Raw genomic sequence first — 15587 nt, 5'->3', positions numbered from 1 at the left:
AGCGCCCTTCAGGCGGCGCGGCGGCGGAACCAGTCCGCGACCAGGGCGCCGCAGACGCCGAACAGCATGGTGAAGGCGAGCGGCCGGGCCGTGCCGTCGCTGAGCACACCGACCACGAGCGAGGCACTGGCGGCGATGGTGAACTGCAGCATCCCCATCAGCGCCGAGGCCGAGCCGGCCCGCGTGGCCTGCCGCGACAGGGCACCCACCGCCGCGTTGGGCATGATCAGCGAGGAGGCGGCGATGGCGAAGAAGATCGGAAGGAAGACGCTGAGCAGGCCGAAGGGCCCGGTCAGCGTGACCACGACCAGGACGAGAATGGCGGCGCAGGAGAAGCGCGCCGCCCAGCTCATCACCCGGTGGTGGCCGTAGCGCCCGACCAGCCAGGGATTGACCTGGGACATGCCGATGAAGCCGATGGCGTTGATGCCGAAGAGCATGCCGAAGACCTGCGGGCTGACGCCGAAGATCTCGATGAAGACCGGCGGCACGCCGCCGAGATAGGCGAACATCACGAACATCATGAAGCCGCCCATCAGCATGTGGGTGACGAAGCTGGGATCGCGCAGGATCGCGATGTAGCGCGCGAGCAGGCTGGCGGCGCCGAGCGAGACGCGGAGTTCCGGCGGCAGCGTATCCGGCAGGAAGCGCCAGACCAGCAGGCAGGACAGGATGCCGTAGAAGGCCGAGACCCAGAAGATCATGCGCCAGTCCGCCACGCCGAGCAGGAGCCCGCCGAGGGAGGGTGCCAGGATCGGCGCCACGCCCATGATCAGCATCAGGCGGGACATGAGGCGCGTGGCCTCCAGCCCCTCGGCCTTGTCGCGGATCACGGCGCGCGGGATCACCATGCTGGCCGAGCCGCCGAAGGCCGCCAGGGCGCGGCAGATGGACAGGGTGGCGAGGTCCGGCGCGACGGCGCAGCCGACCGAGGCCAGGGTGTAGATCGCCGTTCCCACCAGCAGCGGCCCGCGACGGCCGAAGCGGTCGGACAGCGTGCCCTGGGTGATCTGCCCCACGGCCAGCCCCATGAACCAGGTGGCGAGCGTGACCTGCGCCGAGCCGGCACCGCTTCCCAGGCTCTCCTCGATCGCCGGGAAGGCCGGCAGATACATGTCCGTCGAGATCGGACCGATGGCGGTCAGGAAGCCGAGAAGCAGGGGAAGCCAGGAAGGCATCAGGGCACGGGCACCGGTGGAGGGCAGCGATGCGGCGGCATCGGGGCAAGGCAGGAGGCGAAGCCCGGACCCTGCCGCAAACGGGCCGCCGTGACCATGGGCGCGATCATGGATTCGCCCGGACGCCTGGGGGTTATTCGCGTTCCGGCCTGCCGCCGCCCGGTTCGTTTCGGAGGTTCAGTAGCGCAGGCCGACCGTCACCTCGGTCAGGCCGGGCCCCGCCTGGAAACCGGCCTCGCGCAGGGTCGGCGCGCGCAACGGAGTCGGGGCGTCGTTGGAGAAGCCGTAGCCCTCCTCCGGCAGCCCGAGCAGGGAACGGTTGAAGTGATGGTCGGCGTTCTCGTCATGATAGATGGAGACGGCATAGAGCCCCGGGCCGGAGATGGCGAAGCAGGCCTCCAGCTGGGTTGTGCCATTGAGCGGCACGCGCTGCCGCGCAATCGAGCCGCCGCTGGCGAGGAAGCGGTCGGGCTGCGAACCATAGAGGGTGACGGCCACCTCGCCCTTGCCGCTGCGCGCGCCGACGACATGGACCATGATCCTCGGGTTCTGGCTGGTGGCGTTACAGGGCATGGCGCTCTGCTCGGCGGAGCCCGGGCCCTCGGCACGGACCTGTCCCGCAGACACGGAGGCCCAGAGCATCGCCCCGGCGCATGTCAGGGCCAGTCTTGTCCAGGCCAGGCTCCGGGCGGTGCGGCGGCCCGGGATTGTGGATCGCTTCGTCATGGCGGACCTGTCCCCTGATCTCGCGTGACCCGAGTGCGTGGCCGGCGGGGCCGGAGCCCGGGCTGTCATCCGGTGTCGTCCGGCAGGGCGATACCCCTTCGCCACCAGCTTGTCTGCTGTCGATGGCGCGACTGAGCCATGGCCCGGAAGCAAGTCTTAGAACCCGTTTCATAACGGCTGAGGCGGGGTGAGCGGCGGGAGTTCTGCGCGTTCGGAGGGTGTCTGACGTCCTTCGAGGTGGCCCATGTGGACCCCTGCCGCCCGCGCGCAGCTTGCGCGCGGCTCCCAGCCTTATGCAACGTGCCTAACCGATGCCGAGTGGGCCCTGGTCGAGCCCTTCTTGCCAAGCCCTGCAAAGACCGGACGACCCCGGTCCTGGCCGATGCGGCGGGTGGTCGATGCGATCCTCTACGTGCTCCGTACCGGCTGCGCCTGGGCGCATCTGCCCCGCGACTTCCCGCCGCCCGGGACCGTGCACCGTTGGTTCCTGCGCCTCTCGCGCCGGGGCACCTTCGAGCGACTGGCGCACGCCCTCATCATGGCCGACCGCGAGCGGGTCGGCCGAGAGGCCTCACCGACAGCGGCGGTGTTGGACGCCCAATCCGTCCGCTCGGGCGGTGTCGGCGTGAAAGGTGTCCGCGGCTACGATGCCGGGAAGAAGGTGACGGGCCGCAAGCGCCACGCCCTGGTGGACACGGACGGTAGGCTCCTGCTCGCCGCCATCTCGCCCGCCTGCCTGCATGACAGCCGAGGGGGTGCGGCCCTCCTGGCCATGTCGCGCCGCCCTTGGCCGTTCCTGGCCCGCTGCTTCGCCGACCGCGCCTACGCCGGTCCGCGGGTCGCCCGAGCCTCCCCCGTCGCCGTTACCATCATCGGCAGCGCACCCGGCCAGAAAGGCTTCGCCGTGCAACCCAGGCGCTGGGTGGTGGAGAGGTCCTTCGCTTGGTTCGGCCGCTGCCGACGCCTCGCTCGCGATCACGAGGCCACCGTCGGTTCCGCCGTCGCCTTCTTCACCCTCGCCGCCGCCATGATCCTCGTCCGGCGTCTGGCTCAGCCGTTATGAAACGGGGTCTTATGAAAGTTACATAACTTGCCGGAGGGCCAATGAATTCTTGTGCAAGACATATAATCACTAGAAAAACCTACCAGACATACTTTGGCATCATCGCTTTTGACTTGAATCGGATGCTGAGAGGGTCCACCTTGCAGTGCAGCGAAACAGGGAAACGGGCGCAGTCAGGCGCCCCCCTTCCGCAGATGAGGGAAATCGAGATGAACACTTTCCGTGAGATGGGTGAGTCGATGATCCTGGCCCATGAGGGCCAGCGCCAGCTCGCCGAGATGCTTTTTGCCAAGCTGCGCAACTTCTTCAGCCATATCCGTGCCGCCCGCTCCGCCGCGGACGCCGTCTATCGCTGATCCGACCGAGCAACAGCCGCCGGCTTCTCAGCCGGCGGGCTGCTCCTCCTCATCCTTGAGGGCCCAGGCCGACACGGCCTGACAGAGTGCCACGGTTTCCCGCAGGGACGTGGTGATGGTTTCGCCGGGATTCTCGCTCCGCAAGGCGGAAAGCATCAGGCTCCCGGCCGGTGCGTGCCAGAGCGCCACCACGATCCGGGTTTCCGGCAGGCGTCGCCTGATACGGCGCAGGAAATGCCGCACCCCCGCAGCGCTGCTGCCTTCCTCCAGAACCGACAGACAGCAGAGACGGATCGCCGCAGGGTCCAGCCGCTCCAGATTCGCCGTCTCCAGCACGTTGTTGCTTTCCGCCCGCGCGCCGAAGCCGTGGCGCCGGAAGATCTGCACCGCCATTTCCGCGGCGAGGTCGTCAAGCTCCCCACGCCCGGCGATCACCACCATGGCACCATCTGTGCGCCAGGACGGCGCCGGCAATCCCTGGCGAATCGGGATCGCATCAGGTTCCACGAACTCGTCGCCCAGGGCCGAGACGGGGGTGGGCGCGGGCAGGCGGACCGGTGGGTCCTCGACCCCCATGGCCAGATCCTCCAGCAGCATGGCCACGTGCTGGCGCAGCTGCCCGAACTGCTCGGGGCCCAGCTCCTCGCGCATGCGGTCCTCCTGCGCCAGGGTCAGGCCGCGCAGGGCAACCTCGTCGTAATAGACGGCGAGTGGCGTGTGCCGCAGCATCTGCCGCGCCTGGGCCACCAGCCCGTCCACGTCCCCTTCCAGTGCCCGCTGGTAGAAGGTCTCCTCCGGCCGCAGCGGCGGCCCGTCCCCCAGCATGATGTCGAGGAACTGCATACGCTCGACATGCCGCCCCAGCACCACGAGGCAGACGGTGAGCGGCGTCGCCAGCAGCAGGCCGATGGGCCCCCACATGAAGGCCCAGAAGGTGGCGGAGACGATCACCGACACCGGCGAGAGGCCGGTGCTGTGGCCATAGAGCAGCGGCTCCAGCGCCTGTCCCATCAGGGGCGCGCTGCAGGCGAAGAGCAGCAGCACATAGACCGCCATGGACCAGCCGGGATCGACCGCCAGGGCCAGCAGAACCGGCGGCACCACGGCGATGGGCGTGCCGACGAAGGGCACGAAGCGCATCACCCCGGCCAGGATGCCCCACAGGACGGGATTGGGCAGGCCGATAAGCCAGAGGCCGGTGCCCACGAAGATGCCGTAGCTGGCATTGAGCGCGACTTGAGCCAGGAAGTAACGCGACAGTCGATAGGCCGCGTCGGTCATCGCCGTCATGGTGCGGTGAAGATCCCGCGTGCCGGCGAGGCGGATCAGCCGGTCGCGCAGGTCCTCCCGGTACAGAAGGACGAAGATGGTGAAGACGACCACGATGCCGGTGGTGGCGATCGGCCTGAACAGCGGCTCCGCCACGCCACGGGCCAGTTCCAGCGGTGTGAGGTCGGACTGCCCTGAGGCGGGCGGCGGGCGGTGGATGGTGCGCGAGGTGTCCTCCAGGTTGCCCATGCCGCGCAGCAGCATGTCCACCTGCCGCACCAGTTCGTCCAGGCGCAGCGCATTGACTTTGCGCTGGATCGCCTCCTGGTAGGTCGAGAAGTTCCCGGCCAGCTGCGCCCCCTGGCGGCTGACCGCCAGGCCGATGCCAAGCAGCAGGGCGAAGGCCAGCAGCACCGAGATCAGCACGGCGGGCACGCGCGGCAGGCGGAAGCGGCGCAGGACGCGCACCACCGGGGCCAGCACGAAGGCCAGCAGCACCGCCAGCACGATGGGCACCAGCAGATCACGGCCGAAATAGAGGCCGGCGATGACGATGGCGCAGGCGATCAGGGTCATGATGCCCCGCGCCGGGATGGCGACCGGCAGAGGCGGCCGTCTGGTCTCGAACATGCTCATGCAACCGCCTGCTATGCCGCCCCGCCCTGGCCCCCGCCGCGACGGGCGCGGGATGCCGAGGCAACGCGGGCCGGCCATCCGGGTTCAGGCGGGCTACCCGGCCCTGACGCATCGCACCACAGGCCGGGCCATTCGGGCAATGGCCGGGGTGAAGCTGCGCGCTAGTGGCCGGACAGGCAGGCGCTCATGAAGCTGCGCCGCTGGTCGCCCGCCAGCTTCTTCGTGCCGGCCTCGGCGTTGCAGCTCCGCATACGGTCCTGCTGGGTGGCGGGCGCGGCGGCGCTCTGCACGCTGTCCGCCTTGCCGGAGAGGCATGCGCTCATGAACTGCTTCCGGCCGTCGCCGGCCAGGGAACGGGTCTTGGCCGTGGCGTTGCAGTCCTTCATGCGCTGCTGCTGCGCCGCCTGGGCTGACGATGGGACCGACGGCTGGGCAAAGGAGGCCGAACAGGCGCCGGACAGGCCCAAAAGGGCCGCCGAAGCCAGGAGAGTCGGGAACAACCGCATGGCTGGAAGATTCTCCGTTGCGACAGGCTCGTACCCGTCCGGCGCAGCAGAAACAGGTTTGGCCGAGGCAGGCAAGCCTTCTCGTCCGGCCGCGGAACGGCTCTTCAGGCGGCGGCGCCGAACCCCGCCACCAGCGCGGCGAGGCGCTCGATGGCCGGATCGCTCAGCCCGAGGGCCTCCAGGCCCTCCCGCGTGCGGAACAGGTAGTCGGCGGAGGAGCCGATCTGGCCCCGCGCGGTGGCGAGCCGGCGCACAGTCTCGGCCTCGCCAAGCCGTACGCATTGCGGTCCGGCGGGGTCGATGGCGAAGGCGATGCCCTGTCCGAAGACCTCCCCCCGGGAATCGTGCAGCGGTACCCAGACAGGGCGATAGGCGCCGGTCAGCATCTCCCGCCGCCAGAGCAGGGAAAGCTCGTCCGGGAGATTGCCCTCGTCCAGGCGAAGAGCGACGCCGTCGCACCATCCGCCCTCGTCGAGAGCCAGGACGAGGCCGGGATTCTCAGGCGTGCCCCGGCCGATCGGGGTCGAGAGGCAAAAGGAGCGGTGCCATCCCTCCACCCTCGCCACGCGCCGGTCCACATGATGGATGGTGGGGTTCCACATCAGGGAGCCATAGGCGAAGACCCAGGCCCCCTCTTCCGCCGCGGGCCGTGCCGCCAGGGTCTGCCGCAGCGACGCCTCACGCTCGGCGTCGCTCATCAGGCGCAGGCCAGGCACTGCGGCGGCGACCATCCGGTCCAGCTTCCCCGAACGCAGCAGGTCTCGCGTCAGGACATCGGAGAGCGGGATGTCCTCGTCAGGCGCGGCCAGGGAAGATGGATCGGTCAGGGACATGGGCTCCGGGTCCGCGTCGCCACGCCTTTCGCCGGCGCGAAGTTACGCGGCCCCCTATGCAACGGCCGCCTCGTCCTGGGAACGGGCCAAAACCCGATCCAGGCCATCACGAAAACCGATGTTTCGAGGGGGGGCCGTCGCCGTTGGCAGGCCGATCACGCTGGCCAGTCCGGACCGCCCCGGAGGTCTTTCCCGGGCTGCGCGGCAGCACCGGGGCGACCAAGCAACTCAGCGCTGGTGCTGCGCCTTGCGGGCATCCCGCGCCGCCTGATGGCCGGCCAGGATGGAGGCGACGCGCGAACGGGTCATCGGCTTGCGCTGGCTCTGCTCGCGCAGGGCGGCGGCGCGGGCTTCGGCCTTGGCCTTGCGCTCCTCCTTCTGGCGCTCGATCTCGGCCAGACGCTCGGCGCGGCGGGCGGCCATGCGGGCATCGCGGGCCTGCTCCGCGGCGAGGCGTTCGGCGCGGCGGGCGGCGAGTTCGGGATCATCCTGGGTCGGGCGCGCACGGAAAGCCTCCAGCATCGCCTGCTTCGCCTTGGCCTGATCCTCAAGCCGCTGGGTCAGGCTTCCTGGGGTATGCTTGCTCATGCTCAGGCTTCAGCCTCCTTGCTGTGTGGAAATGGAATGGTCCGGCACGATCCCGCCGGGCACGGATGAGCGGTGCCTTCCGGCCCCTGCCTGCCGCGACAGGGCGGCGAAAGCATAGGACGAGCCGGAGGGACCATGCCGCTTCAGCATAGCCCAGGAATATCGGTTCCGGAAAAGAAACGGTTCAGCGACCCGCGAGGACAGGGCTTGGGGCTTTTCGCCCGGGCGAGGATCCCGATGGAACCCCGGATGTGCCGTCCACAGTGACAGTGGGTCGAATACCAGATCGAGGATTGGGAAGGAATGGTGGGCGCACTAGGGCTCGAACCTAGGACCCGCTGATTAAGAGTCAGCTGCTCTACCAACTGAGCTATGCGCCCGACCGTTTCGAACCGCTCCGCTTTTCAGCGGTGCCGTCCGTGTCGGTGGCGCCTATTTACCGTCTTCCGCGGCAGGGTCAACCCCCCTGCCCCAATTCTTTGCCGCTATTCCTTTGCCGCCGCGAACTCGGCGTCACGATGCACCCAGACGCTGGCCAGCAGGCCGAAGCCGACCATGGCGGTGATCATCGCCGAGCCGCCATGGCTGATCAGGGGCAGCGGCACGCCGCCCACCGGGATGGAGCCGGTGACCATGGCGATGTTGATGAAGACGTAGAGGAAGAAGTTGGTGCCGAGCCCGATCGCGACCAGCCGGCCGTACTGGTGGCGGCAGCGGATCGCGACAAGGAAGGCGAAGACGACGATCAGCGCGAGCAGCCCCAGCGTGGCGATCGCGCCGAAGAAGCCGAATTCCTCGGCGATCATGGTGAAGATGAAGTCGGTCTGCTTCTCGGGCAGGAAGTTCAGGTGCCCCTGGGTGCCCTGCAGGAATCCCTTGCCCCAGAGCCCGCCGGAGCCGAGCGCGATCTTGGACTGGATGATGTTGTAGCCCGCGCCGAGCGGGTCGCTCTCGGGGTCGAGGAAGGTTGTGATGCGCGCCTTCTGGTAGTCGTGCAGGTGGTCGTAGGCGATGGGCGCGGCGGTGCCGATGGCGGCGAAGAGCAAGGCGAAGAGATACCAGCGCGCGCCGGAGGCCCAGAAGATCGCCAGGCCGATGGCGCCGGTGATCAGCGCCGTGCCGAGATTCGGCTGCTTCAGGATCAGCGCCATCGGCACCAGCACGGCGATGGCGGGCGGGACCAGGAAGAAGAGGTTGCCCATCCTTTCCCACGAGGCGCGGTGGAACCAGGAGGCGAGCGCCAGGACCAGGAGGATCTTCATCAGCTCCGAGGGCTGGAGCTGGATCGGGCCGATATCGATCCAGCGCTGCGCGCCCTTGCCCACCTGCCCGTGCAGCATCACCAGCACGAGCAGGCCCAGGCCGAAGGCATAGCCGAGCCAGGAGAGCTTCGCGATCACGCGGATGTCCACCAGCGCGATGCAGACCATCAGGATCAGCCCGAAGGCGAAGCGGATGGCGTGCTTGCTGGCATAGATGGCCGGGTTGCCGCCACCCGCCGAGTAGAGGGCGACATAGCCGACACCGGCCAGGGCGCAGAGCATGAGGATGAAGATCCAGGGCATGGCCCAGAGCTTCTCCAGGACGCCGAAGCCGCGCTCGACGCGCAGCAGGCGGCGCTCGTAGAGGCCGGACATCTCAGCGTCTCCCCCCCGGGGGCCGGGGACTGGGGTCTTCCAGGGGGCCGGCATCGGCCACGCGGGGCCCGGCGGGGGTCGGCACCTGCCGGAAGCGCTCGATGGTGTCCATCATGATCTGCTTGCCCAGAGGGGCGGCCGCGGCGGAGCCGGCGAGGCCGTGCTCGACCACCACGGCCACGGCGTAGCGCGGGTCCTCATAGGGAGCGAAGCAGACGAAGAGCGCGTGCGGGCGCCATTCGCGCGGCAGGTTCTCGGCCCGGAAGCCGCGCTCCCGCTGCTCGCGGGTCACGCGCTTGACCTGCACGCTACCCGTCTTGCCGGCCAGGATGCCATAGCCTCCGGGCAGTCGCCCGGCGGCGCCGGTGCCGCGTTCCTCGTTCACCACGGCGTACATGCCCTCCCGCATCAGGCGCAGGTCGCGCTCGGACATGCCCAGGGAGGGCCAGTCCTCCGCCTTCACGCCCCGGATCAGCTTGCCGCCGATCGCGTGGGTCAGGTGGGGCTGCACCGCCCTGCCGGTGGCGAGGCGGGCGGTCATCGTGGCCAGGGAGAGCGGGGTGAGCTGATAGAAGCCCTGGCCGATGCCATGCACGATGGTGTCGCCCAGGTTCCAGGGCTTGCCCTGCTTCAGGCGCCATTCGCGGGTGGGCACGAAGCCGCTGCGCGTGCCCGGCAGCTCGATCTGCAGGTCCACCCCCATGCCGAAGCGCTTGGCCATGGCGGCGATGCGGTCGATGCCGGTGCGCTTGGCCATCTCGTAGAAGAAGACGTCGCAGGAGAGTTTGAGCGCGTTGCGCATGTTGATCGAGCCATGGCCGTAGCGCGACCAGCAGTGGAAGCGCGTGTCGCCCAGGTCGTAGTAGCCGGGGCAGAAGACCCGGTCCTCCGGCGTGACCACCTTGGCGTCCAGCGCCGCCATGCCCACCACCATCTTGAAGGTGGAGCCCGGCGCGTAGAGGCCGTTCGTCACCTTGTTGATCAGCGGCGTGGAGCGCTTGCTGGTCCACTCCTTCCATTGCGCGGCGGAGACGCCGGAATCGAAGAGAGCGGGGTCGAAGGAGGGCTGGCTCGCCATGGCCAGGACCTCGCCCGACTTCGCGTCGAGCACGATGGCGCTGGTGCCTTCCTCGCAGCGGCCGCGCACGCTGCGCTGGAGCTGGGCATCGACGCTGATCTGGATGTCCTGGCCCGGCACGCCCTCGCGGCGGTCCAGCTCGCGGATCACGCGGCCGACGACGTTCACCTCCAGGCGCTGGGACCCGGCACGGCCGCGCAGGATGGTGTCGTGGTAGCGTTCGATCCCCGCGCGGCCGACGCGGATGCCCGGCAGTTCCAGCAGCGGGTCGTTGCCGATGTCGCGTTCCGCCGGCGGGGCGACGTAGCCCACCACATGGGCGAGCTGCTCGTGCTCCGGATAGTCGCGCGTGGTGCCGACATCGACGCTGATGCCCGGCAGGTCCGGCGCGTTGATCTCCAGCAGCGCCATCTCGTCCCAGGTCAGGAAGTCGCGGACGGTGACGGGGATGAAGCGGCGGCGGCGGCGGATGTCGCGCTCGATGCGGGCCTTCTCGTGGTCCTGCAAGGGCAGCAGCTTCGAGAAGGTCTCCAGCACCGCCGGCACGTCGCCCGCCGATTCCGCGGTCAACAGGGCGCGCCAGTTCAGCCGGTTGGCGGCGACGATCTCGCCGTTGCGGTCCATGATGCGGCCGCGCGGCGGCGCCAGGAGGCGGGTGGAGATGCGGTTCTCCTCCGCCAGCGTGGCGTAGCGGTCGCCCTCGTCCACCTGCAGCCGGTGCAGGCGATAGCCGAGGAAGCCCAGCCCGCCGAGCTGGATGCCGCCCAGCACCAGGGCGCGACGGGTGAAGATGGAGCGCCGCCGCTCCTCCTCGCCCCGGCGGCTCATGGCCGCCCTCCCGGGTGCCGGATGCTCATGCCAGGCTCTCCGCCTGCTGCATGGCCACGTGGATGCGGGTCAGGATGGCCGCCACCGCCGGGTAGGCGCCGGCGGCGAGGCCGGCCTGCACCAGGGCGGCCATGGGGGGGGAGAGCTGCCAGCTGAGCACCGTCTGAAGAAGGTAGGAGAGCCCCGCCACCGCAAGGGCGAAGGCGCAGAAGATCAGCCAGACCGTGGCGAAGGAGCGCCGGGCGACGAAGCGGCGCAGGCGGAAGGCGGTGCCGTGCACCAGCAGCAGGGTCAGGATGCCCTGGCCGAGCGGGGCGAAGTTCAGCAGGTCCTGCAGGAAGCCCAGGCCGAAGACCGCCAGGGCCGGCATGGCCGAGGGGCGGAAGACCGTCCAGAAGAAGACGCAGCCCAGCACCAGGCCGGGCCCCAGCGTCGGCAGCCCGACCGGGGTGGCGGCGAGAATGAGGACCAGGGCAGTGCCGGCCACCGGAATGGCGGCACGCGCGACGGCGTCCAGCCGGCGCAGCAGGCCGGGCGCCGGGTCCGGCTGCCCCAGGGGGGGATGCCGCCACATCAGAGGGAGGCCGGGCCGGGAAAGGACGAAGGGAAAGAGACGGGCATCGGCGCTACTTCCGGGGCTCCGGCCGGGACTCGGGGCGGACCACCGCCTCCGGCGGCAGGATGCCGGCCAGGCCGAAATCGAAGATGCGCACCATGTCCAGCCGGCCGAGCTGCGCGAAGAGCTCCACCTCCGGCGCGCCGGAATCCTCCGACCAGTGGACCACGCCCACGGGCAGCCCCGTCGGGAAGGCGGCGGCCTCGGCGCTGGTGACCACCCGCTCACCCTCCTGCGGCGGCGTGCCCTCCGGCCAGTGCTGCAGGCGCGGGCGGGCGCCATTGGTGCCGATCATCATGGCGCGGGAGCGCGAGCCCTCCAGCACCACCGGGATGCGGCTGTTGATGTCGGTGACCAGGAGGATGCGGGCGGAACGCTCGCCCACCTCGGTGATGCGGCCGGCCAGGCCGCGCTCGTCCAGCGCCACCTGCCCCTTGCGCAGGCCGAGTCCCGGCGCCTTGGCCACCAGCACCGCCCGGGCATAGATGCCGCCGGCATCGGCCACCACGCGCACGGTGTGGTAGGTGGCGGAGGCGGTGGAGACGAAGGAGAGCTGGCGGCGGAGCTGGGCGTTCTCGGCCTCCAGCGCCAGGGCGGCATTCTGCCAGCGGAGGAGGAACTCGTTCTCCTCTCGCAGCCGGGCATTCTCGCCGCGGATCTGCCAGAGCTCGCTGGCCTCCTGCGCCAGCCCCTGCGCGGCCTCCACCGGCCGCGACAGCACGGCGTAGAACGGCGCGAGCGAATCGGCCAGCGACATGCGCAGGCGCTCCACCAGCAGCGGATCGGCCTTGCCCAGGAGCATCGCCCCGAAGGCCGCCGCGATCAGCACGGGCAGAGTGAGCCGTGACAGGGCCTGCCGGAGCGGGATGCTCAGTCGGATCATTCACACGAGTCCTGGCGGGCGCCCGGCATGGCCCCGCGATGGGAGTCCTCAATACATCGAGGACAGGACGTGGCGAAGCCGCTTCATTTCCTCAAGGGCCCGGCCGGTGCCGAGCGCGACGCAGGACAGGGCCTCGTCCGCCACGGAAACGGGCAGGCCGGTCGCATCGCGCAGCACTTGGTCCAGCCGGTACAGCAGGGCGCCACCGCCGGTGAGGACGATGCCCTTGTCCACGATGTCGGCGGCCAGTTCCGGCGGCGTGTTCTCCAGGGCGACCTTCACCGCCTCGACGATCGCGGTCACCGGCTCGCTCAGGCTCTCGGAGATCTGGCGCTGGCTGACCCAGACCTCGCGCGGCACGCCGTTCATCAGGTCGCGGCCGCGGACCTCGATGACCGGGCCTTCCTCGCCGTAATCGGGCACGGCGGCGGCGCCGATGGCCATCTTGATGCGCTCGGCCGTGCTTTCGCCGATCAGCAGGTTGAACTGGCGACGGATGTAGCTGATCACGGCCTCATCCATCTTGTCGCCGCCGACGCGGACGGAACGGGCATAGACGATGCCGCCCAGCGAGATCACCGCGACCTCGGTGGTGCCGCCGCCGACATCCACGACCATGGAGCCGGAAGGCTCGGTCACCGGCAGGCCGGCGCCGATGGCGGCCGCCATCGGCTCCTCGATCAGCAGCACCTTGCGGGCGCCGGCGCTCTCGGCGCTCTCCTGGATCGCGCGCCGCTCGACGGCGGTGGAGCCGGAGGGCACGCAGATCACGATCATCGGCGAGGCAAAGGAGCGGCGGTTGTGCACCTTGCGGATGAAGTGCTTGATCATCTCCTCCGCCACCTCGAAATCCGCGATCACGCCGTCGCGCATCGGGCGGATGGCGGCGATGTTGCCGGGGGTACGGCCGAGCATGTGCTTGGCTTCCTCGCCCACGGCGAGGACCTGCTTGCGGCCACGGAGATCGGCGATGGCCACCACGGAGGGCTCGTTCAGAACGATGCCGCGGCCCTTCACATAGACGAGGGTATTGGCGGTCCCAAGATCGATGGCCATGTCGGCCGAAAGGAAGCCGAACATGCGGGAGAACATGCGCTTGACGCCTCGTGCGTGAGGAATGGGTAGCGGGGGAGCGCGCCTGACTAGCCCCCCTGGCGCGCGGGCTCAAGCCCCTCTTGCACCCATTGCCGGCATGGCAGGGCGTCTCGGCGTGTCTCGAAAATGCAACCGCGCACTGTGCGGCACGTTACCGGGCCGGAAAGCCAAACAGGGATTTGGCTGCAAGAATGCAACGATGGAGCGAAGCCATGCGTAAGTCCACCCTCACCGTCCTGGCCCTGGCGGGACTGACCCTGGGAGCCTGCGGCTACAGCACGGGAGACAGGGCGCTGTCCGGTGGTGCGCTGGGCGGCTTGGCTGGTGCGGGCATCGGGTCACTGTCCGGTAATGCGGGGACCGGTGCGCTGATCGGCGCGGGCGCGGGTGCGATCGGCGGTGCCGCGACCAGTGGCAACGACGTCAATCTCGGCCGGCCGGTCTGGCGGTAGGTAAACGCCACAACCCAGGCTTCCGTTCAGAAAGGCACTGCCTCCGGCCCAACGGCCGGAGGCAGTGCCTTTGTCGTTTCTGCTTCCTGGCATGCGGAAGGAACCGGTTGCGGTTCAACGGCCGGAACCGTCCCGCTGGCGAGTGCAGCCAGGGGGCAGAGGGGTCCGGCCGCACCCATGTCGGACCGGACAGCCCCCCCCCCCGAGATGAAAAGGGCGTCACGGGCGGATCGCTCCGCCCGCGCGCCGCCGGTCAGGCCGTCATCGCTGCCGGAGCGGTGCGCTCGCGCTTCACCAGCAGCTTGTTCAGCGCGTGGATATAGGCGCGGGCGGAGGCGACGATGGTGTCGGTGTCGGAGCCCTGCCCGTCCACCAGCTTGCCGCCTTCCTCCAGCCGCACGGTGACGCGGGCCTGGGCATCGGTGCCGCCGGTGACGGACTGCACGGCGAAGAGGCGCAGGCCCACCTCGTGCGGGAAGGCGGCGCGGATGGCATTGAAGGTGGCGTCCACCGCGCCGTCGCCGACCGCCATGCCCTCATGCGCCTCGCCATCCACCTCCAGCTTCAGCGTCGCCATGGGATGGGTGTGCAGGCCGGCGGTGACGGTCAGCGCGGTCAGCTTGATGCGGTCATGGGTGCGCAGGATCTGGTCGTCCACCAGCGCGACGATGTCCTCGTCATAGACGACCTTCTTGCGGTCAGCGATTTCCTTGAAGCGGGCGAAGGCGTCGTTGAGCTGGTTGTCGCCGACCTCGTAGCCCAGGGCCTTCAGCTTGTCGCGGAAAGCGGCGCGGCCGGAATGCTTGCCCATGACCAGGGAGGAGTTGGTCCAGCCGACGCTTTCCGGCGTCATGATCTCGTAGGTGCCGCGGTCCTTCAGCATGCCGTCCTGGTGGATGCCGGACTCGTGCGCGAAGGCGTTGCGGCCGACGATGGCCTTGTTGGGCTGCACGTCAAAGCCCGTGATGGTGGCCAGCAGGCGCGAGGTCTTGAGGATGCTCGACGTGTTGATGCCGGTGACCTTGTTCAGGGCGTTCTGCCGGGTGCGGATCGCCATGGCGACCTCCTCCAGGCTGGCATTGCCCGCGCGCTCGCCGATGCCGTTGATGGTGCACTCCACCTGCCGCGCCCCGGCCTGGATGGCGGCCAGGGTGTTCGCCACGGCCAGGCCCAGGTCATTGTGGTTGTGGGTGGAGAAGATCACCGTGTCGGCGCCCGGCACGCGCTCCCGCAGCATGGTGAAGATGCGGGCCATGTCCTCGGGCACCGCATAGCCGACCGTGTCGGGGATGTTGATGGTGGTGGCGCCGGCCCGGATCGCGGCCTCGACGCAGCGGCACAGGAAGTCGTCCTCGGTGCGGCTGCCATCCTCGGCGGACCATTCCACATCGGCCACGTGCTGGCGGGCCAGGGTGACGGAGGCAGCAACGGCCTCCAGCACCTGCTCCTGCGTCATGCGCAGCTTGGCGCGCATGTGCAGCTCGGAGGTGGAGATGAAGGTGTGGATGCGCGGGCGGGCGGCGGTCTTCACCGCCTCGGCAGCGCGCAGGATGTCCTTGGGCGCGGAGCGGGACAGGCCGCAGATCACGGGGCCGGACTTCGCGAAGCGGTCGGCGATGGACTTCACGCTGTCGAAGTCGCCGGGCGAGGCGATGGGGAAGCCTGCCTCCAGCACGTCGGCGCCCAGTTCGGCCAGGGCATCCGCCATGCGCAGCTTCTCCTCCAGGTTCATGGAGAAGCCGGGGGACTGCTCGCCGTCGCGCAGCGTGGTGTCGAAGATGATGACCCGTTCGCCCGGGATGGTGCCGAAGGAGGGATGGGTGATGGACATCGGGGGATTCTC

The 15587-nt window shown here is 69.5% G+C and carries 15 protein-coding genes and 1 tRNA gene; 3 read left to right on the top strand and 13 right to left on the bottom strand.

Going from position 1 to position 15587, the window contains the following annotated elements; all coding sequences use genetic code 11:
* Positions 1-8 precede the first annotated feature (8 nt).
* The gene (locus CTJ15_RS06370) at positions 9-1178 is read right to left on the bottom strand and encodes a multidrug effflux MFS transporter (RefSeq protein WP_019461560.1); all 1170 of its coding nucleotides are present in this window, start codon (positions 1176-1178) and stop codon (positions 9-11) included.
* A gap of 177 nt (positions 1179-1355) precedes the next feature.
* Positions 1356-1904 (bottom strand): DUF2141 domain-containing protein, encoded by a 549-nt coding sequence (locus CTJ15_RS06365; protein WP_171979020.1) that lies wholly within the window; start codon positions 1902-1904, stop codon positions 1356-1358.
* Positions 1905-2148: 244 nt separating this feature from the next.
* On the opposite strand from CTJ15_RS06365, the gene CTJ15_RS06360 reads away from it, so the two are divergent.
* Entirely contained in the window at positions 2149-2967 is an 819-nt protein-coding gene (locus CTJ15_RS06360) for an IS5 family transposase (protein ID WP_099780839.1), read from the top strand.
* A 209-nt stretch (positions 2968-3176) separates the two neighbouring features.
* Positions 3177-3323 (top strand): hypothetical protein, encoded by a 147-nt coding sequence (locus CTJ15_RS24280; protein WP_155985194.1) that lies wholly within the window; start codon positions 3177-3179, stop codon positions 3321-3323.
* A gap of 27 nt (positions 3324-3350) precedes the next feature.
* Here CTJ15_RS24280 and CTJ15_RS06355 read toward each other — a convergent pair whose 3' ends face one another.
* The 10 genes from CTJ15_RS06355 to CTJ15_RS06310 form a co-directional block, all read right to left on the bottom strand.
* Complete coding sequence (locus tag CTJ15_RS06355; protein ID WP_075821495.1) at positions 3351-5228, bottom strand: AI-2E family transporter; 1878 nt, start codon at positions 5226-5228, stop codon at positions 3351-3353.
* 161 nt (positions 5229-5389) lie between these two features.
* Positions 5390-5734, bottom strand: coding sequence for a PsiF family protein (locus CTJ15_RS06350; RefSeq protein ID WP_037249766.1), 345 nt, complete (start codon positions 5732-5734; stop codon positions 5390-5392).
* Between the two features lie 104 nt (positions 5735-5838).
* A complete protein-coding gene (locus CTJ15_RS06345; protein ID WP_075821494.1) occupies positions 5839-6567 on the bottom strand; it encodes a gamma-glutamylcyclotransferase in 729 nt (242 codons plus the stop codon).
* A gap of 228 nt (positions 6568-6795) precedes the next feature.
* Entirely contained in the window at positions 6796-7155 is a 360-nt protein-coding gene (locus tag CTJ15_RS06340; RefSeq protein ID WP_019461567.1) for a DUF6481 family protein, read from the bottom strand.
* A gap of 304 nt (positions 7156-7459) precedes the next feature.
* Positions 7460-7535, bottom strand: a tRNA-Lys gene (locus tag CTJ15_RS06335).
* Positions 7536-7640: 105 nt separating this feature from the next.
* Positions 7641-8792 (bottom strand): rod shape-determining protein RodA, encoded by a 1152-nt coding sequence (rodA, locus tag CTJ15_RS06330; RefSeq protein WP_019461568.1) that lies wholly within the window; start codon positions 8790-8792, stop codon positions 7641-7643.
* Between the two features lies 1 nt (position 8793).
* Complete coding sequence (mrdA, locus tag CTJ15_RS06325) at positions 8794-10698, bottom strand: penicillin-binding protein 2 (RefSeq protein WP_019461569.1); 1905 nt, start codon at positions 10696-10698, stop codon at positions 8794-8796.
* 25 nt (positions 10699-10723) lie between these two features.
* Positions 10724-11272, bottom strand: coding sequence for a rod shape-determining protein MreD (mreD, locus tag CTJ15_RS06320; protein WP_019461570.1), 549 nt, complete (start codon positions 11270-11272; stop codon positions 10724-10726).
* A gap of 52 nt (positions 11273-11324) precedes the next feature.
* The gene (mreC, locus tag CTJ15_RS06315) at positions 11325-12197 is read right to left on the bottom strand and encodes a rod shape-determining protein MreC (RefSeq protein WP_019461571.1); all 873 of its coding nucleotides are present in this window, start codon (positions 12195-12197) and stop codon (positions 11325-11327) included.
* 48 nt (positions 12198-12245) lie between these two features.
* Positions 12246-13289, bottom strand: a complete 1044-nt coding sequence (locus CTJ15_RS06310; protein ID WP_019461572.1) for a rod shape-determining protein — start codon at positions 13287-13289, stop codon at positions 12246-12248.
* A 215-nt stretch (positions 13290-13504) separates the two neighbouring features.
* Between CTJ15_RS06310 and CTJ15_RS06305 the strand changes: the two genes are divergently transcribed.
* Complete coding sequence (locus CTJ15_RS06305) at positions 13505-13744, top strand: YMGG-like glycine zipper-containing protein (protein ID WP_019461573.1); 240 nt, start codon at positions 13505-13507, stop codon at positions 13742-13744.
* A gap of 253 nt (positions 13745-13997) precedes the next feature.
* Here CTJ15_RS06305 and CTJ15_RS06300 read toward each other — a convergent pair whose 3' ends face one another.
* Positions 13998-15575 (bottom strand): 2-isopropylmalate synthase, encoded by a 1578-nt coding sequence (locus CTJ15_RS06300; protein ID WP_075821493.1) that lies wholly within the window; start codon positions 15573-15575, stop codon positions 13998-14000.
* Positions 15576-15587 lie beyond the last annotated feature (12 nt).

Origin of the sequence: Roseomonas sp. FDAARGOS_362 (assembly GCF_002754815.1) — a bacterium.
GTDB lineage: Bacteria > Pseudomonadota > Alphaproteobacteria > Acetobacterales > Acetobacteraceae > Roseomonas > Roseomonas mucosa.
The sequence above is the reverse complement of the archived record's forward strand: the minus strand, read 5'-3'. Positions and strand labels throughout refer to the sequence as shown.